Consider the following 24,351-nt stretch of genomic DNA (forward strand, 5'->3'; position numbering starts at 1 on the left):
AAGCGTAAGCGCCTTGAACAGCCTTGGGCAAATAAGGCGCAAATGAATAGAAGGCGTTCTTTGTCTTCAATTCATTTGTGACTAGACCCTAGAGGGACTAGGCGCTGACCTGACAGCCAAAACAAGCGACGTCCTGTCGCACTAACTGCACTCGCACATCCAATGCTTCGGAGCTGGATGTCGTGGGCATAGCCAAAGTTTAAAATATCTATAAACCCCAAAACTATAACAAAAGATTTTCAATCTATATGATCATATAAAAAAAGGGCATTGATCCAGTTATGAAACTGTCACGCCCTTGTGATAAATATATTAAACTAATTCAATGATGACCATTGGAGCACCGTCTCCGCGACGAGGTCCAAGTTTCATAATACGAGTGTAACCACCTTGACGGTCTTCGTAACGTGGAGCGATATCACTGAAAAGTTTTTCTAAAGCATATTTAGGTTTATCCTTAGTTTTACCTTCTTCAGTTGTAACAGATACAACCTCAGCAACTTCGTTACGTACATATGATGCAGCCAAACGACGTGCATGAAGGTCACCGCGCTTACCTAGTGTAATCATCTTTTCAACAGTTGAACGTAATTCTTTCGCACGAGCTTCAGTAGTTTCGATACGCTCACTGATGATTAGATCAGTAGTTAGGTCACGAAGCATAGCTTTACGACCCGCACTAGTACGGCCTAATTTTCTGTATGACATGAGATGTCCCCTCCTTCATTAAATAATGAATGTTATTTCATGGATTTATAGGCTGAAAGCTATTCTCTAATGATAGCATACGAAAACGCTAGTTTATTACAAACTAGTCATCAGTCGTCTTTTCGAAGACCTAAACCTAGTTCTTCTAATTTCGCCTTAACTTCTTCTAAAGATTTACGACCAAGATTACGAACTTTCATCATGTCTTCTTCTGTTTTATGAGCAAGCTCTTGTACGGTATTAATACCGGCACGTTTTAAACAGTTGTAAGAACGAACAGATAGATCTAATTCTTCAATCGTCATCTCTAGAACTTTTTCTTTCTGATCCTCTTCTTTTTCCACCATAATTTCTGCATTCTGAGCTTCATCAGTAAGCCCTACAAAAATATTTAAGTGTTCAGTTAGGATCTTTGAACCAAGAGCAATCGCCTCTTTAGGGCCAGTACTTCCATCTGTCCAAACATCAAGAGTCAGCTTATCATAGTTAGCAACTTGACCAACACGAGTTTTTTCTACTTGGTAGGAAACACGTGAAACTGGAGTAAAGATCGAATCGATCGGGATAACACCAATAGGTTGGTCCTCTCTTTTATTTGAATCAGCTGGAGTGTAACCACGTCCACGCTTAGCTGTAAGCCTCATTCTGAAGCTTGCATCTGAAGCAAGAGTAGCGATATGAAGATCTGGATTCAGAATTTCTACATCACTATCATGAGTAATATCTGATGCAGTAACACTACCTTCGCCTTGAACATCAATTTCAAGCGTCTTTTCTTCATCTGAATAGATTTTAAGAGCAAGCTTTTTAATGTTTAAGATAATCGAAGTAACATCTTCAACAACACCTTCGATCGTTGAAAACTCATGAAGTACGCCATCTATTTGGATCGATGTTACAGCGGCACCAGGGAGTGAGGATAAAAGGATACGACGTAAGGAGTTACCCAAAGTTGTACCATATCCACGCTCAAGTGGCTCGACGACGAATTTACCATATTTGGCATCATCGCTGATTTCAACCGTTTCGATTTTTGGTTTTTCAATTTCTATCATCTATAAACCCTCCTTCAAAACGTCGAAACCCCGGCTAGACAATTCATTAAACTAGCGTCTAACCGAAATTCCCCATTCAAAAGTTCCCGAATGTGCACAACAACAGAGTGAATTCTGCTAGAACTTATATACTGTATCATAACCCATTATTGACAGGGATACAAAATCTATACAGAAAATTTACACACGACGACGTTTTGGTGGACGGCATCCATTATGTGGAACAGGAGTTACGTCTCTAATTGCAGTTACTTCAAGGCCTGCAGCTTGTAATGAACGGATTGCAGCTTCACGTCCTGCACCAGGTCCTTTAACAGTAACTTCTAGAGTTTTTAATCCATGATCCTGTGATGCTTTTGCAGCAGTTTCCGCAGCCATTTGTGCAGCGAAAGGAGTAGATTTACGAGAACCTCTAAAACCTAACGCACCAGCACTTGACCATGAAATTGCATTACCATGAGTGTCAGTAATTGTCACGATCGTGTTATTGAATGTTGAACGGATATGAGCAACTCCACTTTCAATATTCTTTTTTACACGACGTTTACGAGTATTCGTTTTACGTGCCATTATTGGTTAACCTCCTTTTACCTTATTTTTTCTTGTTTGCTACAGTACGACGTGGTCCTTTACGTGTACGAGCATTGTTTTTCGTGTTTTGTCCGCGAACTGGTAAGCCACGACGGTGACGGATACCACGGAATGAACCGATTTCGATTAGACGTTTAATATTAAGTGAAACTTCACGACGAAGGTCACCCTCAACTTTTAACTTATCGATTACATCACGAATTTTCCCTAATTCTTCTTCCGTTAAATCACGTACACGTGTATCTTCAGAAACACCAGCTTCAGCTAAAACTTTCTGAGCAGTAGAGCGTCCGATTCCAAAAATATATGTTAAAGAAATCACAACACGTTTGTCGCGAGGAATATCAACACCTGCAATACGAGCCATTATGCTTGCACCTCCTTATAGATTAACCTTGTTTTTGCTTATGTTTAGGATTCTCACAAATAACCATGACTTTGCCTTTTCTGCGAATGACTTTACATTTTTCACAAATCGGTTTAACAGATGGTCTGACCTTCATGATTTTAATACCTCCTTAGTAGTACGGAGTGCTAAATTATTTAAAACGGTACGTAATTCTGCCACGAGTTAAATCATATGGAGATAATTCTACCGTAACTTTGTCTCCTGGTAAAATACGAATGAAATGCATGCGAATCTTTCCGGATACATGCGCTAAAACCGTATGACCGTTCTCTAGTTCTACCTTAAACATTGCATTTGGTAATGTTTCAACAACAGTTCCTTCAACTTCAATTACATCGTCTTTTGCCATTGAACTGTTCTCCCTTCTTCAAATCAGTAACTTGCTCATCGACAAACTTCCATTTGTCATACGACATGTTTCCATTATACTGTCTGAACTTCTGGAGATACGCTAATTAGTAATTCTTGATGATGATCATCCCTTTAATCAGAGAGAGAAACTTTCGCTTTTCTCCGTCAAAAAACGAATTCCTTTTCAATTGGCGCATATATTATAGCTCATCCAGTCGGTGCTAGACAAGCACATACACACCAGGAATGGAAGTCCCGATCTAAAATAAGCAATGTCACCTTCATTTACTCTATTGTCAGAATCTCAAAGCCATTTTCAGTAATGGCAATTGTATGCTCGAAATGAGCACAATACTTACCGTCTACTGTAACAACAGTCCAATCATCTGCCAACGTTTTAACATATCGGGTACCTGCATTAACCATAGGTTCGATCGCTAATACCATACCTGGCTTTAATCTAGGTCCTTTATTAGGTGGACCATAATGTGGAATTTGTGGATCTTCATGCAATTCCTGCCCTACTCCATGACCAACATATTCTCTAACAACCGAAAAACCGTGTTGTTCGACAAATGTCTGAATTGCATGAGAGATATTGGACAATCGAACTCCAGCTTTTGCTTCCTCCAAGCCCTTAAATAAAGATTGTTCTGTTACATCTAACAGTTTTTGGGCTTCATCGGAAATTTTGCCAACAGCGTATGTCCAGGCAGAATCACCATGATATCCATTATAATTCGCACCAATGTCGATACTAATGATATCCCCTTCATTTAATACGCGGTCACCCGGTATCCCGTGAACAAGTTCTTCATTTACTGAAGCACATATACTTCCGCGGAAACCATTATACCCTTTAAAAGAAGGAATTGCATCATTTGCACGAATAAACTTTTCGGCAATTGCATCCAATTCTTTTGTAGTAATACCAGATTTAACATGTTTTTTCAACTCTTTATGAGTTAAAGCCACAATGCGGCCGGCTTCTCGCATAATATCAAGTTCACGCTGAGTCTTACAAATGATCATGCACCTAGTCCTCCAACCAGCTGATCAACATCATTAAATACCATGTCGATATCCTGCTCACCATCTATGTTTCGTAAATAACCTTTTTCGTTATAGAAGTCTAATAGAGGTTGAGTTTGTTGAAGGTTAACTTCCAAACGATTTGCAACCGTTTCTTCGTTATCATCTGCACGTTGATAGAGCTCTCCACCACATTTATCACACTTGCCCTCATTAGCAGGTGGGTTAAATACTAAATGGTACGTTGCTCCACACTGTTTACAGATTCGACGACCAGTTAAACGTTCCATTAAGATATCTTTGTTCACTTCAATATTAATAACGTAATCAATCTGTTTGTTAAGCTCTGATAGAATTCCCTCAAGCGCATCTGCACTGAGCTACTGTTCTAGGAAAACCGTCTAACAGAAAACCTTTTTGACAATCATTTTTGCCTAATCGCTCACGAACAATACCAATTGTTACTTCATCTGGTACTAATTCACCCTTGTCGATAAAAGATTTTGCTTGTAGACCTAGTTCTGTTTCTTCTTTCATAGCAGCTCTGAACATATCTCCTGTCGAGATATGAGGGATATTGTATTTTTCTACAATACGTTCAGCTTGAGTACCTTTACCAGCACCTGGAAGACCCATCAATACTAGATTCATTTGTATTCCCCCCTCAGTCTCTATTTAGAGGGAATGGGAAGGATTTCCCATATCCTCATTATTTAATAAAGCCTTTATAATGACGTTTCACTAACTGACTTTCAAGCTGCTTCATCGTCTCTAAGGCAACACCCACAACGATAAGTAAACTTGTTCCACCAATCTGAGCAGATTGAGGAAGGTCAGCAAATTTAATAAAGAAAACAGGAAGAACAGCTATAGCTGCTAAGAAAAGAGAACCAACAAAAGTTAAACGATATAATACCTTTGTAACATATTCCTGCGTGCTTTTTCCCGGACGGATTCCAGGAATATAACCGCCTTGTTTCTTCAAGTTTTCAGCCATTTGTTCAGGGTTAACTTGAACAAATGTATAAAAGTATGTGAAAGCAAGTATTAAAGCGATGTAGACAATCATACCTACAGGCTGAGTGTAGTCAAAGGTTTTCTGAATCCAATCTGTGACATCGTTTGGACCAAAGAATGCTGCAATTGTTGGCGGTGTAATAATAAAAGACACTGCAAAGATAACAGGAATTACACCGGCAGGATTCACTTTTAAAGGGAGATGAGTTGTATGTCCTCCACCCATATTTTTATTACTGGATCCTTTTGCATATTGAATTGGTATTTTACGAAGTGCTTGTTGGATAAAGATGACTCCAACCACAACAGCTAAAATTGCTAATAGTAGAATGGCAACCGTCACTATTTTAATAAATAATTGGTCACCTGCATCTTCAAATTGTTGTGCATAAATTTGGTTAACAGTTGAGGGGATTCCAGCTGCAATCCCAGCAAAAATGATAATGGAAATTCCATTACCAACACCCTTAGAAGTGATTTGTTCTCCTAACCACATCAAGAATGCTGTACCAGCAGTTAAGACAATCGCAATTAATAAGTATGTGCCTATACCTGGATTTTCAATTAACATCCCACCTGACTGGGTGTTAAATCCATAGGACATACCTAACGCCTGGATGAAACCTAATATTATCGTAAAGTATCTTGTAAATTGAGCAAGCTTACGTCGCCCAACATCACCTTGTTTAGACCATTCAGTAAACTTCGGGACAACATCCATCTGTAAAAGTTGAACGATGATCGAAGCTGTGATGTACGGCATAATCCCCATTGCGAGAATAGAGAAATTAAAAAGTGCACCACCACCGAAGGTATTAAGAATTCCGAATACATTCAGTTCATCCTGAGCTCTTAATACATCAGCATTAACATTTGGCACAGGAATGAACGTTCCAATACGAAATACAACTAACATTAAAAGGGTGAATATGATCTTACTTCTAATATCACCCACGCGCATAAAATTGGAGATTGTTTTAAACATTAGATCACCTCAGCTGTACCGCCAGCAGATTCAATTGCTTCTTTAGCAGAAGCAGAGAACTTGTTAGCTTTTACAGTAAGTTTTTTCTCTAACTGACCGTTACCAAGGATTTTAACACCAGACTTAACATTACTTACAACACCTGTTTCAAGTAAGAATTCTGGAGTAACCTCTGTGCCATCTTCAAAACGATTTAGGACATCAAGGTTAACAATTGCAAAGTCCTTGCGGTTAATGTTCGTAAATCCACGTTTAGGTAAGCGTTGGAACAAAGGAGTTTGACCACCTTCGAATCCTGGACGAACTCCACCACCAGAACGAGCATTTTGTCCTTTATGACCTTTACCAGCTGTTTTACCGTTACCAGAACCGATACCACGACCAACACGATTACGTGTTTTACGTGAACCTTCTGCTGGTTTCAACTCATGAAGTTTCATCGGGACACCTCCTTATTTATTTATATTTCTATTATTGTTCTTTAACTGTAACTAAGTGAGCAACTTTATTAATCATACCGCGAATCGCAGGATTATCTTCTTGGACTACAGTTTGATGTAACTTTTTAAGACCAAGTGTTTTAACAGTAATACGTTGGTCTTCAGGACGACCAATCACACTGCGAGTGAGGGTAATTTCTAACTTATTCGCCATTGTTTTCCCTCCTTATCCTAACAGTTCTTCTACCGTTTTTCCACGTAACTTCGCAACTTCTTCAGCACTCTTAAGTTCATTTAATCCAGAAATTGTAGCACGAATCATGTTGATTGGAGTGTTTGAACCTAAAGATTTAGAAAGAATATCAGCTACACCAGCTAACTCAAGTACCGCACGAACAGGTCCTCCTGCGATAACTCCAGTACCTTCAGATGCAGGTTTTAAAAGGATGTTACCAGCACCAAACTGTCCGATAATTTGGTGAGGAATCGTTGTACCTACCATAGGTACCTCGATTAAATTTTTCTTAGCATCCTCAATTGCTTTACGGATCGCTTCTGGTACCTCTTGTGCTTTACCAGTACCGAAACCTACATGACCGTTTTTATCACCTACAACAACAAGTGCTGCAAAGCGGAAACGACGACCACCTTTAACAACTTTAGCAACGCGGTTTACCGTAACTACGCGTTCTTCAAGCTCTAATTTGTTTGGATCAATACGACGCATTCTTTATGTCCCTCCTTTTGCAATTAAAATTCAAGTCCAGCCTCGCGAGCAGCTTCAGCTAGAGCTTTAACACGACCATGGTATAAATAACCCCCGCGATCAAATACAACTGTTTTAACGCCTTTTTCGATAGCACGTTTAGCTACTAATTCTCCAACCTTTTGAGCAGCATCAACATTGCTTTTAGAATCTAAATTAAGATCTTTATCTAAAGTAGATGCACTTACTAAAGTAACAGAATTTGAATCATCAATTACTTGAGCGTAAATGTGTTGGTTAGAACGATATACGTTTAGACGAGGACGAACTGCAGTGCCTTCTAATTTAGCACGAACACGAGCATGTCTTTTTTTACGTACAACATTTTTATCAGCTTTAGTAATCATTTAGGTCACTCCTTTCTTATCATCTAGGCGATATTACTTCGCAGTTTTACCTTCTTTACGACGCACATGTTCGCCTTCATAGCGAATACCTTTACCTTTATAAGGCTCTGGTGGACGAACGTCACGAATGTTAGCTGCAATTGCACCAACACGCTCTTTATCAGTTCCTTTTACAAGAACTTTTGTTTGTGATGGTACTTCGATTTCAATACCGGATTCAGGTGTGATTTCAACAGGGTGAGAGTAACCTACGTTTAGAACTAATTTGTTACCTGATTTTGAAGCACGGTAACCAACACCGATAAGTTCTAAACCTCTTTCAAATCCTTTAGAAACACCTTCAACCATGTTACCTAATAGACTACGAGTAGTACCGTGTAATGCACGGTGCTCCTTCACATCTGAAGGACGAGCAACTGTTAATACATTATCTTCAATAACGATTTTCATATCAGGGCTGAATGTACGAGTTAATTCACCTTTAGGTCCTTTAACTGTTACAGTATTATCCTCAGCGATGTTAATCGTAACACCGGCAGGGATTTCAAGTATTTTCTTACCAATACGAGACATTCATTACACCTCCATTCTTTTTTAAACTTTTTACCAAACGTATGCTAATACTTCTCCACCAGTTTGTTTTGCACGAGCCTCTTTGTCAGTCAAAACACCTTGAGAAGTTGAAACGATCGCAATACCTAATCCGTTAAGTACACGTGGTACTTCTCCAGTTTTAGCATATACACGTAAACCTGGTTTACTGATTCTTTTTAGACCAGTGATTACACGCTCATTGTTGGCACCGTATTTTAAGAAAATACGAATGATACCTTGTTTGTTATCTTCTACATATTCAACATCACGTACGAAACCTTCACGTTTAAGAATTTCTGCAATTTCCTTCTTGATTGTAGATGCAGGAAACTCAAGTTTTTCGTGACGTACCATATTCGCATTACGAATGCGAGTAAGCATATCTGCAATAGGATCTGTCATAACCATTACTAAATAACCTCCTTCCCGTTTTACGGTTTTACCAGCTAGCTTTTTTCACGCCTGGAATTTGACCTTTATAAGCAAGTTCACGGAAACAAATACGGCAAAGCTTAAATTTGCGTAGTACTGAGTGTGGACGTCCGCAACGTTCGCAGCGAGTGTACTCTTGTACTTTAAACTTTTGCGTGCGTTTTTGCTTAGCAATCATTGATTTTTTAGCCACAATTTCGCCTCCCTTTACTAGCGATTATTTTTGGAACGGCATGCCGAACGATGTTAATAGTTCGCGTGCTTCTTCATCAGTATTCGCAGTAGTTACGATAACGATATCCATACCGCGAACTTTGTTTACTTTATCATAATCAATCTCAGGGAAGATTAATTGCTCTTTCACACCTAGAGTGTAGTTTCCACGGCCATCAAAAGATTTCTTTGATACCCCACGGAAGTCACGTACACGTGGTAATGAAACAGAGATTAATTTATCTAAGAATTGGTACATACGCTCACCGCGTAGTGTAACTTTTGCACCGATTGGCATACCTTCACGAAGACGGAAGCCCGCGATTGATTTTTTTGCTTTAGTTACAACAGGTTTTTGACCAGTGATTTGAGTTAACTCTTCAACAGCTACATCTAATGCTTTTGAGTTTGAAACTGCATCACCAACACCCATGTTGATAACGATTTTCTCTAATTTTGGAGCTTGCATTACTGATTTATATGAGAACTTCTTCATTAATGAAGGAGTGATTTCACTTTGATACTTTTCTTTAAGGCGGTTCATCTATATACCTCCCTTCCTGATTTACTATTTATCTAAAGTTTCACCAGATTTTTTTGCTACACGTACCTTTTTACCGTCTACCACTTTAAAACCAACACGAGTCGGTTCACCAGATTTAGGATCAAGTGGCATAACATTTGATACATGGATAGGTGCCTCTTGGTTTAAGATTCCACCTTGTGGGTTAGCTTGAGATGGCTTAGCGTGTTTTTTCACGATATTAATACCTTCTACAAGTACACGATCTTTTTTAGGATAAGAAGCAAGAACAACGCCTTGTTTACCTTTATCCTTACCAGAGATAACCATTACTTTATCACCTTTTTTAACATGCATCCTCGTTGCACCTCCTTAGTAAGGCAATCGAAATTTATTATAGAACTTCTGGAGCTAAAGAAACGATTTTCATGAAGTTGTTTTCGCGTAGTTCACGAGCAACTGGTCCGAAAATACGAGTACCACGAGGGCCTTTGTCATCACGAATGATAACACATGCATTTTCGTCAAATTTGATGTAAGAACCATCTGAACGACGAGCACCACTCTTCGTACGAACGATTACAGCTTTAACAACATCACCTTTTTTGACAACGCCACCTGGTGTTGCTTGTTTTACCGTACAAACAATTACATCACCGATATTAGCAGTTTTACGACCAGAACCACCTAATACTTTGATTGTTAATACTTCACGAGCACCAGAGTTGTCAGCAACTTTTAAACGAGATTCTTGTTGGATCACTTATGTTACCTCCCTTCGGAATTAACTATCCGAACAATATTAAATAATGATAGCTTCTTGTACAACTTCTACTAAACGGAAACGTTTTGTAGCTGATAATGGACGAGTTTCCATAATCTTTACGATGTCACCTGTTTTAGCTTGGTTGTTTTCATCATGAGCTTTTAATTTCTTAGAGTATTTTACACGTTTACCGTATAGTGGATGTGTTTTGTATGTTTCAACAAGTACTGTGATAGTTTTATCCATTTTGTCAGAAACAACACGACCAGTATACACTTTACGTTGGTTACGTTCACTCATTCTGTAAACCTCCTCTCTTATTAACGATTATTAGCAGCGAGCTCTCTTTCACGGATAACAGTTTTCATACGAGCGATCGATTTACGAACTTCACGGATGCGAGCAGTATTTTCTAATTGTCCTGTCGCTAATTGAAAGCGAAGGTTAAATAACTCTTCTTTAAGAGATTTTACTTTTTGTTCAATTTCAGCAGTGGTTAGGTCACGAATATCATTAGCTTTCATTTGATTCACCACCAATTTCTTCACGTTTTACGAACTTCGTTTTGATCGGTAATTTATGAGAAGCTAAACGTAATGCTTCACGTGCTATCTCTTCAGATACACCTGAGATTTCAAACATTACTTTACCTGGTTTTACAACTGCTACCCAACCTTCTGGAGCACCTTTACCAGATCCCATACGAACCTCTAAAGGTTTAGCTGTATAAGGCTTAGAAGGGAAGATTTTAATCCAAACTTTTCCGCCACGTTTCATGTAACGAGTCATCGCGATACGAGCTGCCTCGATTTGGCGGTTTGTAATCCAAGAAGCTTCTAGAGCTTGAATTCCGAACTCACCGAAATGTACTTCAGTACCGCCTTTAGCGCGACCGCGCATTTTTCCACGGTGCTCTCTACGATATTTTACGCGTTTTGGCAATAACATAATTAATTTCCTCCTTCCTCTTTTTTCTTCTTAGTAGGAAGAACCTCTCCACGATAGATCCAAACTTTTACGCCTAATTTACCGTAAGTTGTATCAGCTTCAGCTGTTCCATAATCGATATCAGCACGAAGTGTGTGTAGTGGAACTGTTCCTTCGCTATAATGCTCAGCACGTGCAATATCTGCTCCGCCTAGGCGACCAGAAACTTGAGTTTTGATACCTTGTGCACCAGCACGCATAGCACGTTGAATTGTTTGTTTTTGAGCACGACGGAAAGAAATACGGTTTTCCAATTGACGTGCAATATTTTCGGCAACTAATTTAGCATCTAAATCAGCTTTTTTGATTTCTAAAATGTTGATGTGAACTCGTTTACCAGTTAATTGGTTAAGAGCTTTACGTAGAGCTTCAACTTCCGTACCACCTTTACCGATTACCATACCAGGTTTAGCAGTGTGGATAGTAATATTTACACGGTTAGCTGCACGCTCGATTTCGATTTTAGAAACAGATGCATCACTAAGACGTTTAGTAACATATTCACGAATTTTGATATCTTCATGTAAAAGAGTTGAGTAGTCTTTACCAGCGAACCATTTTGACTCCCAATCACGAATAACTCCAATACGAAGACCGACTGGATTTACCTTTTGACCCACGGATTATCCCTCCTTCTTTTCTGTTAAGATGATTGTGATGTGGCTTGTGCGCTTGTTAATAGCACTTGCACGACCCATAGCGCGTGGACGGAAACGTTTAAGAGTTGGACCTTCGTTTGCATAAGCTTCAGATACAACTAAGCTATTAATGTCCATTTCATAGTTATGCTCAGCGTTTGCCACTGCTGATTTTAAAACTTTCTCTATGATTGGAGAAGCAGCCTTTGGTGTGTGATTTAAAATCGCCACTGCTTCACCTACTTGCTTACCTCGAATAAGATCTAGAACTAAACGAGCTTTACGAGGAGCAATACGAACTGTTCTTGCGACAGCTTTAGATTGTTGCATTTAAATGCCTCCTCTCATTAACGTCTTGTTTTTTTGTCATCACTAGCATGACCTTTGTAAGTACGAGTAGGTGCGAATTCACCTAGTTTATGACCTACCATGTCTTCAGTTACATATACAGGAACATGTTTACGTCCATCATAAACAGCGATAGTGTGACCAATGAATTGTGGGAAAATTGTAGAACGACGAGACCAAGTTTTAATAACTTGCTTTTTCTCAGTTTCATTTAACTTTTCAACCTTGTTAATTAAATGATCATCAACGAATGGTCCTTTTTTTAAGCTACGGCCCATGATTGTACCTCCCTTCGCGATCGTGCTACGGTTCGAATGAACCGTAGTTCAATCACGTTATTTTTTACGACGACGCACGATAAACTTATCTGATTTGTTTTTCTTCTTACGAGTTTTAGCTCCAAGAGTTGGTTTACCCCAAGGAGACATTGGTGATTTACGTCCGATAGGAGCGCGTCCTTCACCACCACCGTGTGGGTGATCGTTAGGGTTCATTACAGATCCACGAACAGTTGGGCGTTTACCTAACCAACGAGAACGACCTGCTTTACCAATGTTGATAAGTTCATGTTGCTCGTTACCAACTTGACCTACTGTTGCGCGGCAAGTAGCAAGAATCATACGAACTTCACCAGAGTTTAAACGTACAAGTACATATTTACCTTCTTTACCTAATACTTGAGCAGATGTACCTGCTGAACGAACTAATTGTCCGCCTTTACCAGGTTTTAATTCGATGTTGTGTACTACAGTACCTACTGGGATGTTTTGTAATGGAAGTGCATTCCCTACTTTAATATCCGCTTCAGGACCAGACATAACTTCTAAACCTACTTGAAGGTTTTTAGGTGCAAGAATGTATCTTTTTTCACCATCAACATAGTTGATAAGTGCGATGTTTGCAGAACGATTTGGATCGTATTCGATTGTAGCAACGCGTCCTGGTATACCATCTTTGTCGCGTTTAAAATCGATCACACGATATTGGCGCTTGTGTCCGCCCCCTTGGTGACGAACTGTTAATTTACCTTGGTTATTACGTCCACCTTTTCTGTGAAGTGGTGCAAGTAACGACTTTTCCGGTTGGTCTGTCGTAATTTCAGCAAAATCAGATACTGTCATACCACGACGACCGTTTGAGGTTGGTTTGTATTTTTTAATCGCCATATCGATATCCCTCCTTTTCTATTAAAATTATACTTCGAATAATTCGATTTCTTTGCTATCAGTTGTAAGCTTAATGATCGCTTTACGACGACGGTTAGTTAGACCGCTGTAACGACCAACGCGTTTGAATTTACCTTTGTAATTCATGATGTTTACTTTTTCAACTTTTACACCAAAGATTGATTCGATCGCATCTTTAACTTCAGTTTTATTAGCCTTAACATCAACTTCAAACGTGTATTTTTTCTCTGACATTAAATCAGTTGAACGTTCAGTGATTACGGGGCGCTTAATAATATCACGAGGATCTTTCATTATGCAAGCACCTCCTCTACTTTTTGCACCGCTGCTTTCGTCATAATCAATTTATCATGATTTAGTACATCAAGTACGTTAACACCATTTGCAGTAACTACAGTTACTCCAGGGATATTACGTGCTGATAATGCAACATTTTCGTTGTTGTCAGCTGTAACGATTAACGCTTTTTTCTCAACAGAAAGACCTTTTAATACTGAAGCCATTTCTTTTGTTTTAGGAGCGTTAAGAGCTAAGTCTTCTAATACAACGATGCTGTTGTCAACTACTTTAGATGATAAAGCTGATTTGATAGCTAAACGGCGTACTTTTTTAGGTAATTTATATGCATATGAACGTGGAGTTGGTCCGAATACGATACCACCGCCGCGCCATTGTGGAGAACGGATAGATCCTTGACGAGCACGACCAGTACCCTTTTGGCGCCAAGGTTTACGACCTCCGCCTGCTACTTCAGAACGATTTTTTACTTTGTGAGTTCCTTGACGTAAGGAAGCTCTTTGCATGATAACCGCTTCAAATAATACATGCTGATTAGGTTCAATACCAAACACAGATTCATTTAGTTCGATTTCTCCAACGTTTGATCCAGCTTGGTTTAATAATGCTACTTTCGGCATTACCCAATTCCTCCTTTCCTAGTGAAATTATTTAGATTTAACTGCGCTTTTCACAGTGATTAGGGCTTTTTTAGGTCCTGGAACGTTACCTTTGATTAATAGTAGGTTGCGTTCTGCATCTACTTTAACGATCTCTAAGTTTTGAACTGTAATACGTTCTCCACCCATACGACCAGGTAATAATTTATTTTTGAATACACGGTTAGGTGCTACAGGTCCCATAGAACCTGGGCGACGATGGTAACGAGAACCGTGGGACATAGGTCCACGAGATTGTCCGTGGCGTTTGATTGAGCCTTGGAAACCTTTCCCTTTAGAAATTCCTGTTACATCTACAGTTTCACCTGCTGTGAAAATATCAACTTTGACTTCTTGACCAACTTCGATTTGCTCTAAGCTTGCTTCACGAAGTTCTTTAACGAAGCGCTTAGGTGCAGTATCAGCTTTCGCAACGTGGCCTTTTTCAGGTTTGTTCGATAACTTTTCACGTTTGTCTTCAAAACCTAATTGAACTGCGTTATACCCATCAGTTTCAACAGTTTTCTTTTGAAGAACAACGTTGGGAGCAGCTTCGATAACAGTTACCGGAATTAGATCACCGTTTTCTGCAAATACTTGCGTCATACCAATTTTTCTTCCTAAGATTCCTTTGGTCATGAGTCACACCTCCTAATAGTCTTTTTCTTATTTATTTTAAGAATTATAATTTGATTTCAATGTCAACACCAGACGGTAAGTCTAAACGCATTAGAGCATCAACAGTTTGTGGTGTTGGGCTGATGATATCAATTAAACGCTTATGCGTACGCATTTCGAATTGCTCACGAGAATCTTTGTATTTATGAACCGCACGTAGGATCGTGTAAACTGATCTTTCAGTTGGTAGTGGAATCGGACCAGATACATTTGCACCAGAACGTTTTGCAGTTTCAACAATTTTCTCTGCAGATTGATCAAGAATTCTGTGATCATATGCTTTTAAACGAATACGAATCTTTTGTTTTGCCATTATTTTCCCTCCTTTTCGCCTACTTTTAAAATAGACATTTTCTCCGCAAGAATTTTCCCTACACACGCCATGGCAAAGCGGCCGTGTGTATCGGCAACCTCCTGCTTCATCGCAGTCAAAGACCAACATTGTCTATTATACATAAAACCTATAATAGATGCAAGAATAAATTTAAAAATACCTATTACTCTTACGCACTTTTCATATTATACATAGATTATTTACGAATATCAAGAATATCCATAATGATTTAATCTGTAACTTTTTCCTGTAGATATAAACAGGAATGATCAATTTTAAGTTACCTACTTATATCTTCTTTTCCATGACTTTAATAAGGTAGATTATTTTAATAGTAGAAAAAGGAACTATCGGTTAAACAAATCGTATATTTTATATTTAAATAGAAACAACTATAAAATTTAATTGTCAGCTACAATAAATCTAATATATAGAATAAAAAAAGACGAGCAATTTTGCTCGTCTTTTTTTATGTTTATCTAATTATTCTTGGATAGTTGCAACAACGCCTGCGCCTACAGTACGTCCACCTTCACGGATTGAGAATTTAGTACCTTCTTCAATCGCGATTGGAGCGATAAGCTCAACAGTCATTTCAACGTTATCTCCAGGCATAACCATTTCTACGCCTTCAGGAAGTTGGCAGATACCAGTTACATCAGTTGTACGGAAGTAGAACTGAGGACGGTAGTTAGTGAAGAATGGAGTGTGACGTCCACCTTCTTCTTTTGATAAAACGTAAACTTCTGCTTTGAACTTTGTGTGTGGAGTGATTGTACCTGGTTTAGCAAGTACTTGTCCACGTTGTACATCATCACGTGCAACACCACGAAGTAGTGCACCAATGTTGTCACCAGCTTCAGCATAATCAAGAAGCTTACGGAACATTTCAACACCTGTTACAGTTGTTGATTTTGGCTCTTCAGTTAAACCGATGATGTCGATTACGTCACCAACTTTAACTTGTCCACGCTCAACACGACCAGTAGCAACTGTTCCACGACCAGTGATAGAGAATACATCCTCAACTGGCATCATGAACGGTTTGTCAGTGTCACGTGTTGGAGTTGGGATATACTCATCAACAGCGTTCATTAGTTCAACGATTTTTTCTTCCCACTCAGCTTCTCCTTCAAGAGCTTTAAGAGCAGAACCTTTAACTACAGGTACATCATCACCAGGGAATTCGTACTCAGATAGTAAATCACGAACTTCCATTTCAACTAATTCTAGTAATTCTTCGTCATCTACCATGTCACATTTGTTTAAGAATACAACAAGGTATGGAACACCTACTTGACGAGATAAAAGGATGTGCTCACGAGTTTGTGGCATTGGGCCGTCAGCAGCAGATACTACTAAGATTCCGCCATCCATTTGTGCAGCACCAGTGATCATGTTTTTAACATAGTCAGCATGTCCTGGGCAGTCAACGTGTGCATAGTGACGAGTTTCAGTTTCATACTCAACGTGTGCAGTTGAGATTGTGATTCCACGCTCGCGCTCTTCTGGAGCAGCGTCGATCATATCATAAGCCATAGCAGCACCTTTACCACTACGTTTAGCTAGTACAGTTGTGATTGCAGCTGTTAAAGTTGTTTTACCATGGTCAACGTGTCCGATAGTACCGATATTAGCATGCGTTTTGGAACGGTCGAATTTTTCTTTAGCCATTCTAAAAATCCTCCTTAGAGATTGTATTTTTTAGGATAATATATGTAACAGAAAGCGAGACTCTCACTTTCTGTTCTCACATAAGTAGTTATACTTCATAAAAGGGGTAAAAATCAATTACTCACCTTTATTTTTTTTGATAATTTCTTCTGAAACAGATTTTGGTACTTCTTCATAGTGATCAAAGTGCATAGTGAAGACACCACGACCTTGAGTACTTGAACGTAATGCTGTAGCATAACCAAACATTTCAGAAAGTGGAATCATTGCACGAACAACTTGTGCATTCCCACGAGCTTCCATACCTTCAACGCGTCCACGACGTGCTGTAACTTGGCCCATGATATCACCCATGTATTCTTCAGGCACTACTACTTCAACTTTCATAACAGGCTCAAGAATTACAGGGCTACATTTTGATACAGCATTTTTAAGTGCTAATGAAGCAGCAACTTTAAACGCCATTTCACTTGAGTCAACATCATGGTAAGAACCATCAACTAATGCAGCTTTAACATCAACTAATGGATAACCAGCTAATACACCGTTTTGCATTGCATCTTCAAGACCAGCTTGAACAGCAGGTACGTATTCACGAGGTACTACCCCACCAACGATTTTGTTTTCGAACTCAAAACCTTTACCTTCTTCGTTCGGCTCGAATTCGATCCACACGTGTCCAAATTGTCCACGTCCACCAGATTGACGAGCGAATTTACCTTCAACTTTAGCGCCTTGGCGGAATGTTTCACGATACGCAACCTGAGGTGCACCAACGTTTGCTTCTACTTTGAATTCACGTTTCATACGATCAACTAGAATATCTAAGTGAAGCTCACCCATACCAGCAATAATTGTTTGACCAGTTTCTGCATCAGTATGTGCTCTGAAAGTTGGATCTTCTTCTTGAAGTTTTTGTAAAGCAGTTGTCATTTTGTCTTGGTCTGCTTTAGATTTTGGTTCAACAGAAAGTTGGATAACTGGTTCTGGGAATTCCATAGACTCAAGGATAACAAGGTTTTTGTCGTCACACAGAGTATCACCAGTTGTTGTATCTTTCAAACCTACAGCTGCTGCGATATCTCCTGAGTGAACCTCAGAGATTTCTTCACGGCTGTTAGCGTGCATTTGAAGGATACGACCTACACGTTCACGTTTCCCTTTCGTTGAGTTTTGGATATAAGATCCAGAACTTAATGTACCAGAGTAAACGCGGAAGAATGTAAGTTTACCAACGTAAGGGTCTGTCATTACTTTAAATGCTAAAGCAGCAAACGGACCTTCGTCACTAGATTCGCGAGTAACTTCTTCATCTGTATCAGGAACGATACCTTTAATAGCAGGTACATCTAATGGTGATGGAAGATAGTCAATAACAGCATCTAGCATTTTTTGAACACCTTTGTTTTTGAAAGCTGATCCACAGATAACTGGATAGAAATCAACGCTACATGTACCTTTACGAATTGCTGCTTTTAGCTCTTCGTTAGTGATTTCTTCACCACCAAGGTATTTTTCCATTAATTCTTCATCAAGTTCAGCTACTGCTTCTACTAAGCTTTCTCGGTATTCATTTGCTTGATCTTGGTATTCTTCAGGAATTTCTCCCACTTGGATATCAGTTCCTAAGTCATTACCATAGAACGTAGCATTCATTTCAACTAAGTCAATGATACCTTCGAATTGATCTTCCGCACCAATTGGTAATTGGATTGGGTGAGCATTAGCTTGAAGGCGTTCATGTAATGTTTTCACAGAATATAGGAAGTCCGCACCGATTTTGTCCATTTTATTAACGAACACAACACGTGGTACTCCATATGTTGTAGCTTGACGCCAAACTGTTTCCGTTTGAGGCTCAACACCTGATTGAGCATCAAGTACTGCTACAGCACCATCAAGTACACGCAGTGAACGTTCAACCTCTACTGTGAAGTCTACGTGTCCTGGAGTATCGATGATGTTTACACGATGGCCTTTCCACTGTGCAGTTGTTGCAGCAGATGTGATCGTGATTCCACGCTCTTGTTCTTGCTCCATCCAGTCCATCTGTGATGCACCTTCATGAGTTTCACCAATTTTATGAATACGACCAGTGTAATAAAGTACACGCTCAGTTGTTGTTGTTTTACCAGCATCAATGTGAGCCATGATCCCAATATTACGTGTATTTGCTAAGGAGAACTCTCTTGCCATTGGGTAATTTCTCCTTCCTTATAGGAAATTTAGTGTATTTAAAGTGTATTGATTACCAGCGATAGTGAGCAAATGCTTTATTTGCTTCAGCCATTTTATGAGTATCTTCACGTTTCTTAACTGCTGCACCAGTGTTGTTAGCAGCGTCAAGAATTTCGTTAGCTAAACGCTCTTCCATCGTTTTTTCTCCACGAAGACGAGCGTAGTTTACTAACCAACGTAAACCTAAAGTAGTACGACGATCTGGGCGTACTTCTACAGGTACTTGGTAGTTAGCACCACCAACACGACGTGCTTTAACTTCAAGAACTGGCATGATGTTTTTAAGTGCTTGTTCGAACACTTCCATTGCATCGTTACCTGAACGTTCTTTAATTAGATCGAAAGCATTGTAAAGTACAGATTGTGCTTTACCTCTTTTTCCGTCGATCATAATTCTGTTTACTAAACGTGTAACAAGCTTTGAATTGTAAAGTGGATCTGGTAATACGTCTCTTTTTGTTACAGGACCTTTACGTGGCATGTTATGTCCTCCTTTCATTTTGGGTTTTATTTTAAATGTTTATTATTTTTTAGCTGCTTTCGGACGTTTTGTACCGTATTTAGAACGGCCTTGCATACGACCATCAACACCAGCAGTATCTAACGCACCACGAACGATGTGATAACGTACCCCCGGTAAATCTTTTACACGTCCACCACGGATAAGAACAACACTGTGCTCTTGTAAGTTGTGTCCAATACCAGGAATGTATGCTGTAACTTCAATTCCGTTTGTTAAACGAACACGAGCATATTTACGAAGCGCTGAGTTTGGTTTCTTCGGCGTCATCGTACCTACACGAGTACATACACCACGTTTTTGAGGTGAAGATACGTTTGTTTGCTCTTTTTTGAAGCTGTTGTAACCTTTGTTTAATGCAGGTGATTTTGATTTCTCAATTTTACTTACGCGACCTTTACGCACTAATTGATTAATAGTAGGCATTTTAGTTTTCCTCCCTTCATCATTAATACCACACATCCAGGTGGTTCATATTTAGGCAAAAACAAAGTTTCTGCAATATTAAACTTGCAAAAACATCTTTTTTACCGGATTATAGCTACAGCTGCAGCTCCAACTTCTATTCCACAAGCTTTTCCAAGCTTTTTCATAGATTCAACTTTAATTAAGGGCACTTGCTTATGTTCTGCTGTTTGAACGACTTTTTGTACAATTCGTTCATCAGCATCCTCAGCAATGACTATTTCCTTAACATCATTGTTTAAGAGAGCTTTAACTGATTGCTTAGTACCAACAATGATTTCATTTGCCTGTGATACTTTATCATAAGACATAATCAAATATCCTCCAAAGCAACAGGTTTAAGATTGAGCACCTTGAATATAGTAACATTGAACATGATAGATGTCAACACGCATTAAAAAAACTTTATTACCTTTTTCTGCATGTTTATCTAATTAGTTAAATCACTCATTGAGGGAAATTCCCTCAATGAGCTACAGTAGTCATTTTAGATCTTAATCAACAGATACAACTTCCTCAGGTTGTTCGACCTTTGCAATTGGCTCTGCTTGACGATATCTCGGCATACCAGTACCCGCAGGAACAAGTTTACCAATGATAACATTCTCTTTAAGACCGAGTAATTCATCGCGTTTTCCTTTAATTGCTGCATCTGTAAGAACTCGAGTTGTTTCTTGGAATGATGCTGCAGATAAGAAGGAATCTGTTTCTAGAGATGCTTTTGTAATACCAAGTAATACAGGGCGACCTGTTGCAGGACGTTTACCGTCTAACAGTACTTGTTTATTCGCATCAGTAAACTGATGAACATCCAATAAAGTACCTGGTAAAACGTCTGTATCACCTGCATCCATAACACGGACTTTACGAAGCATTTGTCGTACCATAACCTCTACGTGTTTATCACCAATTTCTACCCCTTGCATACGGTATACTTTTTGAACTTCACGTAACAGATACTGTTGAACTGCTTGTAAATCCTTCACTTTTAGTAATTCTTTAGGATCAATAGAACCTTCTGTTAAGACTTGACCACTCTCGATTTTATCACCTTGAGTAACCTTAAGTCTTGCATTATACGGAGCTGTATAAGAACGGGATTCTACTTCACCCTGGATGACAATCTCTTGTTGTTTATCACGTACTTCATTGATTTCAGCTACAACACCACTAATTTCAGAAATAATCGCTTGACCTTTAGGGTTTCTAGCTTCAAATAACTCCTGAATACGAGGTAAACCTTGAGTGATATCATCTCCGGCAACCCCACCCGTATGGAATGTACGCATTGTTAACTGCGTACCAGGTTCACCGATTGATTGAGCAGCGATAATACCCACTGCTTCTCCAACTTCTACTTCACTACCAGTTGCAAGGTTTCTTCCGTAACATTTTTTACATACACCATGTCTGGTGTTACATGTAAATGCAGAACGGATCCAAACCTTATCAATGCCGGCGTTGATAATTTCAACTGCAATATCCTCAGTAATTAGCTCATTTTCGTCTACAAGAACAGCACCTGTTTCAGGATGCTTTACAGCCTTACGGCAATAACGTCCAATTAGACGTTCGTCTAACTTCTCGATAATTTCCGTACCTTCTCTAATTGCCTCAGCCAAGATACCACGATCTGTTCCGCAATCATCATCACGTATGATAACATCTTGCGCAACATCAACAAGTCGACGAGTTAAGTAACCTGAGTCAGCTGTTTTAAGGGCTGTATCCGCAAGACCTTTACGGGCACCGTGTGTTGAGATGAAGTACTCTAATACGGTTAATCCTTCACGGAAACTAGACTTAATTGGTAACTCAATAATACGTCCAGCCGGGTTGGCCATAAGACCACGCATACCAGCTAGCTGAGTAAAGTTAGATGCGTTACCACGGGCACCTGAATCACTCATCATGAAGATTGGGTTACGCTTATTAAGAGACGCCATCAGCTTGCCTTGGATATTATCTTTAGCCGCACTCCAAATGGAGATAACACGTTCGTATCGTTCGTCTTCAGTAATTAAACCTCTTCGGAACTGCTTTAATACATTATCAACCTTTGTCTGTGCTTCACTAATGATTTCTTGTTTTTCTTTTAGAACTATGATATCAGATACACCAACGGTAATACCTGCTTTTGTTGAATATCTAAAGCCGAGATTCTTCATGCGATCAAGCATTTTAGATGTCTCAGTAATATGGAATTTCTTAAAGATTTCAGCAATAATCTTACCGAGGATACCCTTTTTGAATGGAGCTATTTCCTCAAGAGTTGAAACATGCTCTTTCACATTCACTGTAGGATCAATAAAATACTTTTCAGGAGTTTTCTCCTCAATGTTTTGCTTAGTCGGCTCATTCATGTACGGGAATGATTCAGGTAAGATTTCATTAAAAATCAACTTACCAACCGTCGTAACAAGAAGCATTTTATTTTGTTCTTCAGTAAACGCTTGTTTGTTTAATGAAGATGCCTGAACAGCAACACGTGTATGTAAATGTACATATCCGTTTTGATAAGCAAGCAATGCTTCATCTGTATCTTTAAAGATCATTCCTTCACCAATTGCACCCGCACGCTCAAGAGTTAAGTAATAGTTACCTAGTACCATATCCTGAGAAGGTGTAACTACTGGTTTTCCATCCTTAGGATTAAGGATGTTTTGTGCAGCTAGCATTAGAATACGTGCTTCAGCTTGAGCTTCTGCAGAAAGGGGAACGTGAACAGCCATTTGGTCACCATCAAAGTCAGCATTATATGCAGTACATACAAGAGGGTGAAGACGAATTGCACGACCTTCTACTAGTGTTGGCTCAAAAGCTTGAATTCCTAATCTATGAAGAGTAGGGGCACGGTTAAGTAATACTGGATGTTCTTTAATAACTGACTCTAATACATCCCATACTTCCGGTTGTACTCTCTCAATTTTTCGTTTCGCACTCTTTATGTTATGAGCTAATCCTTTTTCTACTAGCTCTTTCATAACAAACGGCTTGAAAAGCTCCAGAGCCATCTCTTTTGGTAATCCACATTGGTACATTTTTAGGTTAGGACCAACGACGATAACCGAACGTCCTGAATAGTCAACACGTTTTCCCAATAGGTTTTGACGGAAACGCCCTTGTTTTCCTTTAAGCATATGAGAAAGTGATTTTAATGGACGATTACCTGGTCCTGTTACAGGACGACCACGACGACCATTATCAATCAACGCATCTACTGCTTCCTGAAGCATACGTTTTTCATTTTGCACAATAATGCTAGGTGCGCCAAGATCTAATAATCTTTTCAAACGGTTATTACGGTTAATAACACGTCTGTATAGATCGTTCAGATCGGATGTTGCAAAACGTCCGCCATCAAGCTGTACCATTGGACGTAGTTCAGGTGGGATAACAGGTAGCACATCTAGGATCATCCAGGATGGATCATTACCGGAGTTACGGAAAGCTTCAAGAACTTCCAATCGCTTAATTGCACGTGTTCTCCGTTGCCCTTGTGCTGTTTTTAGTTCTTCTTTTAATGTATCAACTTCTTTATCAAGGTCAATATCTGATAAAAGTTTTTTAATAGCTTCAGCACCCATTGCTGCTTGGAAAGTGTTACCGTACTTTTCACGGTAAGCTCTATATTCTTTTTCAGATAGAAGTTGTTTCTTCTCTAATGGAGTATCCCCTGTGTCAGTCGTCACGTAAGAAGCAAAATAAATGACTTCCTCAAGCGCACGTGGAGACATATCTAATACTAATCCCATACGGCTAGGAATACCTTTAAAATACCAAATATGAGATACAGGAGCAGCAAGCTCAATGTGTCCCATTCTTTCACGACGAACTTTTGCACGAGTTACTTCTACACCACAGCGATCACAAACTACACCTTTGTAACGAACTCTTTTATATTTACCACAATGACATTCCCAGTCTTTTGTTGGTCCAAATATGCGTTCACAAAATAGACCATCCTTCTCTGGCTTCAATGTACGGTAATTGATTGTTTCTGGTTTCTTAACTTCACCAAAGGACCAAGAGCGAATCTTGTCAGGTGAAGCCAAGCCGATGCTCATATATTCAAAATTATTTACATCTATCAAGGGGCCTACCTCCCTTTTCGTCTT

The 24,351-nt window shown here is 39.3% G+C and carries 35 protein-coding genes and 1 pseudogene; all 36 read right to left on the bottom strand.

What is annotated here, in order from left to right; genetic code table 11:
• Positions 1 to 312 precede the first annotated feature (312 nt).
• The gene (rplQ, locus tag AC0L8O_RS21810; protein ID WP_026561245.1) at positions 313 to 708 is read right to left on the bottom strand and encodes a 50S ribosomal protein L17; all 396 of its coding nucleotides are present in this window, start codon (positions 706 to 708) and stop codon (positions 313 to 315) included.
• Between the two features lie 110 nt (positions 709 to 818).
• Positions 819 to 1,763, bottom strand: coding sequence for a DNA-directed RNA polymerase subunit alpha (locus tag AC0L8O_RS21815; protein ID WP_026561244.1), 945 nt, complete (start codon positions 1,761 to 1,763; stop codon positions 819 to 821).
• Between the two features lie 180 nt (positions 1,764 to 1,943).
• Positions 1,944 to 2,333 (bottom strand): 30S ribosomal protein S11, encoded by a 390-nt coding sequence (gene rpsK, locus AC0L8O_RS21820; protein WP_026561243.1) that lies wholly within the window; start codon positions 2,331 to 2,333, stop codon positions 1,944 to 1,946.
• A gap of 22 nt (positions 2,334 to 2,355) precedes the next feature.
• Positions 2,356 to 2,721, bottom strand: a complete 366-nt coding sequence (gene rpsM, locus AC0L8O_RS21825) for a 30S ribosomal protein S13 (RefSeq protein ID WP_026561242.1) — start codon at positions 2,719 to 2,721, stop codon at positions 2,356 to 2,358.
• Positions 2,722 to 2,743: 22 nt separating this feature from the next.
• Positions 2,744 to 2,857, bottom strand: coding sequence for a 50S ribosomal protein L36 (gene rpmJ / locus AC0L8O_RS21830; RefSeq protein ID WP_003156543.1), 114 nt, complete (start codon positions 2,855 to 2,857; stop codon positions 2,744 to 2,746).
• 36 nt (positions 2,858 to 2,893) lie between these two features.
• Complete coding sequence (infA, locus tag AC0L8O_RS21835; RefSeq protein WP_003348578.1) at positions 2,894 to 3,112, bottom strand: translation initiation factor IF-1; 219 nt, start codon at positions 3,110 to 3,112, stop codon at positions 2,894 to 2,896.
• Positions 3,113 to 3,399: 287 nt separating this feature from the next.
• Positions 3,400 to 4,146 (bottom strand): type I methionyl aminopeptidase, encoded by a 747-nt coding sequence (gene map / locus AC0L8O_RS21840; RefSeq protein WP_473445297.1) that lies wholly within the window; start codon positions 4,144 to 4,146, stop codon positions 3,400 to 3,402.
• Positions 4,143 to 4,797: pseudogene (locus tag AC0L8O_RS21845) on the bottom strand (adenylate kinase). Before AC0L8O_RS21845 ends, map begins: the two are co-directional and overlap by 4 nt.
• A gap of 58 nt (positions 4,798 to 4,855) precedes the next feature.
• The gene (secY, locus tag AC0L8O_RS21850) at positions 4,856 to 6,148 is read right to left on the bottom strand and encodes a preprotein translocase subunit SecY (protein WP_026561239.1); all 1,293 of its coding nucleotides are present in this window, start codon (positions 6,146 to 6,148) and stop codon (positions 4,856 to 4,858) included.
• On the bottom strand, positions 6,148 to 6,588 hold the full coding sequence (gene rplO / locus AC0L8O_RS21855) for a 50S ribosomal protein L15 (RefSeq protein WP_473445299.1): 441 nt from the start codon (positions 6,586 to 6,588) through the stop codon (positions 6,148 to 6,150). Before rplO ends, secY begins: the two co-directional genes overlap by 1 nt.
• Positions 6,589 to 6,619: 31 nt before the next feature.
• The gene (gene rpmD / locus AC0L8O_RS21860; RefSeq protein WP_026561237.1) at positions 6,620 to 6,802 is read right to left on the bottom strand and encodes a 50S ribosomal protein L30; all 183 of its coding nucleotides are present in this window, start codon (positions 6,800 to 6,802) and stop codon (positions 6,620 to 6,622) included.
• A 12-nt stretch (positions 6,803 to 6,814) separates the two neighbouring features.
• On the bottom strand, positions 6,815 to 7,315 hold the full coding sequence (gene rpsE, locus AC0L8O_RS21865) for a 30S ribosomal protein S5 (RefSeq protein ID WP_078433109.1): 501 nt from the start codon (positions 7,313 to 7,315) through the stop codon (positions 6,815 to 6,817).
• Positions 7,316 to 7,338: 23 nt separating this feature from the next.
• Complete coding sequence (gene rplR, locus AC0L8O_RS21870) at positions 7,339 to 7,701, bottom strand: 50S ribosomal protein L18 (RefSeq protein ID WP_026561235.1); 363 nt, start codon at positions 7,699 to 7,701, stop codon at positions 7,339 to 7,341.
• 33 nt (positions 7,702 to 7,734) lie between these two features.
• On the bottom strand, positions 7,735 to 8,274 hold the full coding sequence (rplF, locus tag AC0L8O_RS21875) for a 50S ribosomal protein L6 (RefSeq protein ID WP_473445302.1): 540 nt from the start codon (positions 8,272 to 8,274) through the stop codon (positions 7,735 to 7,737).
• A 30-nt stretch (positions 8,275 to 8,304) separates the two neighbouring features.
• The gene (gene rpsH / locus AC0L8O_RS21880; RefSeq protein WP_026561233.1) at positions 8,305 to 8,703 is read right to left on the bottom strand and encodes a 30S ribosomal protein S8; all 399 of its coding nucleotides are present in this window, start codon (positions 8,701 to 8,703) and stop codon (positions 8,305 to 8,307) included.
• 31 nt (positions 8,704 to 8,734) lie between these two features.
• Positions 8,735 to 8,920: a 30S ribosomal protein S14 gene (gene rpsN, locus AC0L8O_RS21885; protein ID WP_010285078.1), complete on the bottom strand. Its 186-nt coding sequence runs from the start codon at positions 8,918 to 8,920 to the stop codon at positions 8,735 to 8,737.
• A 24-nt stretch (positions 8,921 to 8,944) separates the two neighbouring features.
• Positions 8,945 to 9,484 (bottom strand): 50S ribosomal protein L5, encoded by a 540-nt coding sequence (gene rplE / locus AC0L8O_RS21890; RefSeq protein WP_026561232.1) that lies wholly within the window; start codon positions 9,482 to 9,484, stop codon positions 8,945 to 8,947.
• Between the two features lie 24 nt (positions 9,485 to 9,508).
• Entirely contained in the window at positions 9,509 to 9,820 is a 312-nt protein-coding gene (rplX, locus tag AC0L8O_RS21895; protein ID WP_078433106.1) for a 50S ribosomal protein L24, read from the bottom strand.
• A 37-nt stretch (positions 9,821 to 9,857) separates the two neighbouring features.
• A complete protein-coding gene (rplN, locus tag AC0L8O_RS21900; RefSeq protein WP_026561230.1) occupies positions 9,858 to 10,226 on the bottom strand; it encodes a 50S ribosomal protein L14 in 369 nt (122 codons plus the stop codon).
• 39 nt (positions 10,227 to 10,265) lie between these two features.
• On the bottom strand, positions 10,266 to 10,529 hold the full coding sequence (rpsQ, locus tag AC0L8O_RS21905) for a 30S ribosomal protein S17 (RefSeq protein ID WP_026561229.1): 264 nt from the start codon (positions 10,527 to 10,529) through the stop codon (positions 10,266 to 10,268).
• 20 nt (positions 10,530 to 10,549) lie between these two features.
• The gene (gene rpmC, locus AC0L8O_RS21910; RefSeq protein WP_078433105.1) at positions 10,550 to 10,753 is read right to left on the bottom strand and encodes a 50S ribosomal protein L29; all 204 of its coding nucleotides are present in this window, start codon (positions 10,751 to 10,753) and stop codon (positions 10,550 to 10,552) included.
• Positions 10,743 to 11,177: a 50S ribosomal protein L16 gene (gene rplP, locus AC0L8O_RS21915; protein ID WP_473445307.1), complete on the bottom strand. Its 435-nt coding sequence runs from the start codon at positions 11,175 to 11,177 to the stop codon at positions 10,743 to 10,745. The genes rpmC and rplP overlap by 11 nt, the downstream gene beginning before the upstream one ends.
• Positions 11,178 to 11,179: 2 nt before the next feature.
• A complete protein-coding gene (rpsC, locus tag AC0L8O_RS21920; protein WP_078433104.1) occupies positions 11,180 to 11,836 on the bottom strand; it encodes a 30S ribosomal protein S3 in 657 nt (218 codons plus the stop codon).
• Between the two features lie 3 nt (positions 11,837 to 11,839).
• Positions 11,840 to 12,184, bottom strand: coding sequence for a 50S ribosomal protein L22 (gene rplV, locus AC0L8O_RS21925; RefSeq protein WP_072581456.1), 345 nt, complete (start codon positions 12,182 to 12,184; stop codon positions 11,840 to 11,842).
• Positions 12,185 to 12,201: 17 nt separating this feature from the next.
• Positions 12,202 to 12,480, bottom strand: coding sequence for a 30S ribosomal protein S19 (rpsS, locus tag AC0L8O_RS21930; protein WP_098798321.1), 279 nt, complete (start codon positions 12,478 to 12,480; stop codon positions 12,202 to 12,204).
• Positions 12,481 to 12,537: 57 nt separating this feature from the next.
• Positions 12,538 to 13,368, bottom strand: coding sequence for a 50S ribosomal protein L2 (rplB, locus tag AC0L8O_RS21935; protein WP_026561223.1), 831 nt, complete (start codon positions 13,366 to 13,368; stop codon positions 12,538 to 12,540).
• Positions 13,369 to 13,395: 27 nt separating this feature from the next.
• Positions 13,396 to 13,683, bottom strand: coding sequence for a 50S ribosomal protein L23 (gene rplW, locus AC0L8O_RS21940; RefSeq protein ID WP_026561222.1), 288 nt, complete (start codon positions 13,681 to 13,683; stop codon positions 13,396 to 13,398).
• Entirely contained in the window at positions 13,683 to 14,306 is a 624-nt protein-coding gene (gene rplD / locus AC0L8O_RS21945) for a 50S ribosomal protein L4 (protein ID WP_473445311.1), read from the bottom strand. Before rplD ends, rplW begins: the two co-directional genes overlap by 1 nt.
• A gap of 27 nt (positions 14,307 to 14,333) precedes the next feature.
• The gene (rplC, locus tag AC0L8O_RS21950) at positions 14,334 to 14,963 is read right to left on the bottom strand and encodes a 50S ribosomal protein L3 (RefSeq protein WP_473445313.1); all 630 of its coding nucleotides are present in this window, start codon (positions 14,961 to 14,963) and stop codon (positions 14,334 to 14,336) included.
• Positions 14,964 to 15,006: 43 nt separating this feature from the next.
• A complete protein-coding gene (gene rpsJ / locus AC0L8O_RS21955) occupies positions 15,007 to 15,315 on the bottom strand; it encodes a 30S ribosomal protein S10 (RefSeq protein WP_026561219.1) in 309 nt (102 codons plus the stop codon).
• Positions 15,316 to 15,819: 504 nt separating this feature from the next.
• The gene (gene tuf, locus AC0L8O_RS21960; protein WP_226530303.1) at positions 15,820 to 17,010 is read right to left on the bottom strand and encodes an elongation factor Tu; all 1,191 of its coding nucleotides are present in this window, start codon (positions 17,008 to 17,010) and stop codon (positions 15,820 to 15,822) included.
• A gap of 117 nt (positions 17,011 to 17,127) precedes the next feature.
• Positions 17,128 to 19,206 carry an elongation factor G gene (gene fusA, locus AC0L8O_RS21965; RefSeq protein ID WP_026561217.1) on the bottom strand — a complete coding sequence of 693 codons (2,079 nt, stop codon included), beginning with the start codon at positions 19,204 to 19,206 and terminating at the stop codon, positions 17,128 to 17,130.
• A 52-nt stretch (positions 19,207 to 19,258) separates the two neighbouring features.
• Positions 19,259 to 19,729: a 30S ribosomal protein S7 gene (gene rpsG / locus AC0L8O_RS21970; RefSeq protein ID WP_026561216.1), complete on the bottom strand. Its 471-nt coding sequence runs from the start codon at positions 19,727 to 19,729 to the stop codon at positions 19,259 to 19,261.
• A gap of 42 nt (positions 19,730 to 19,771) precedes the next feature.
• On the bottom strand, positions 19,772 to 20,194 hold the full coding sequence (gene rpsL, locus AC0L8O_RS21975; RefSeq protein ID WP_026561215.1) for a 30S ribosomal protein S12: 423 nt from the start codon (positions 20,192 to 20,194) through the stop codon (positions 19,772 to 19,774).
• Positions 20,195 to 20,295: 101 nt separating this feature from the next.
• Positions 20,296 to 20,544 (bottom strand): 50S ribosomal protein L7ae-like protein, encoded by a 249-nt coding sequence (locus AC0L8O_RS21980; protein WP_473445316.1) that lies wholly within the window; start codon positions 20,542 to 20,544, stop codon positions 20,296 to 20,298.
• A 183-nt stretch (positions 20,545 to 20,727) separates the two neighbouring features.
• The gene (rpoC, locus tag AC0L8O_RS21985) at positions 20,728 to 24,327 is read right to left on the bottom strand and encodes a DNA-directed RNA polymerase subunit beta' (protein ID WP_473445318.1); all 3,600 of its coding nucleotides are present in this window, start codon (positions 24,325 to 24,327) and stop codon (positions 20,728 to 20,730) included.
• Positions 24,328 to 24,351: the final 24 nt, after the last annotated feature.

The organism is Metabacillus sp. KJ11-3 (assembly GCF_055808295.1).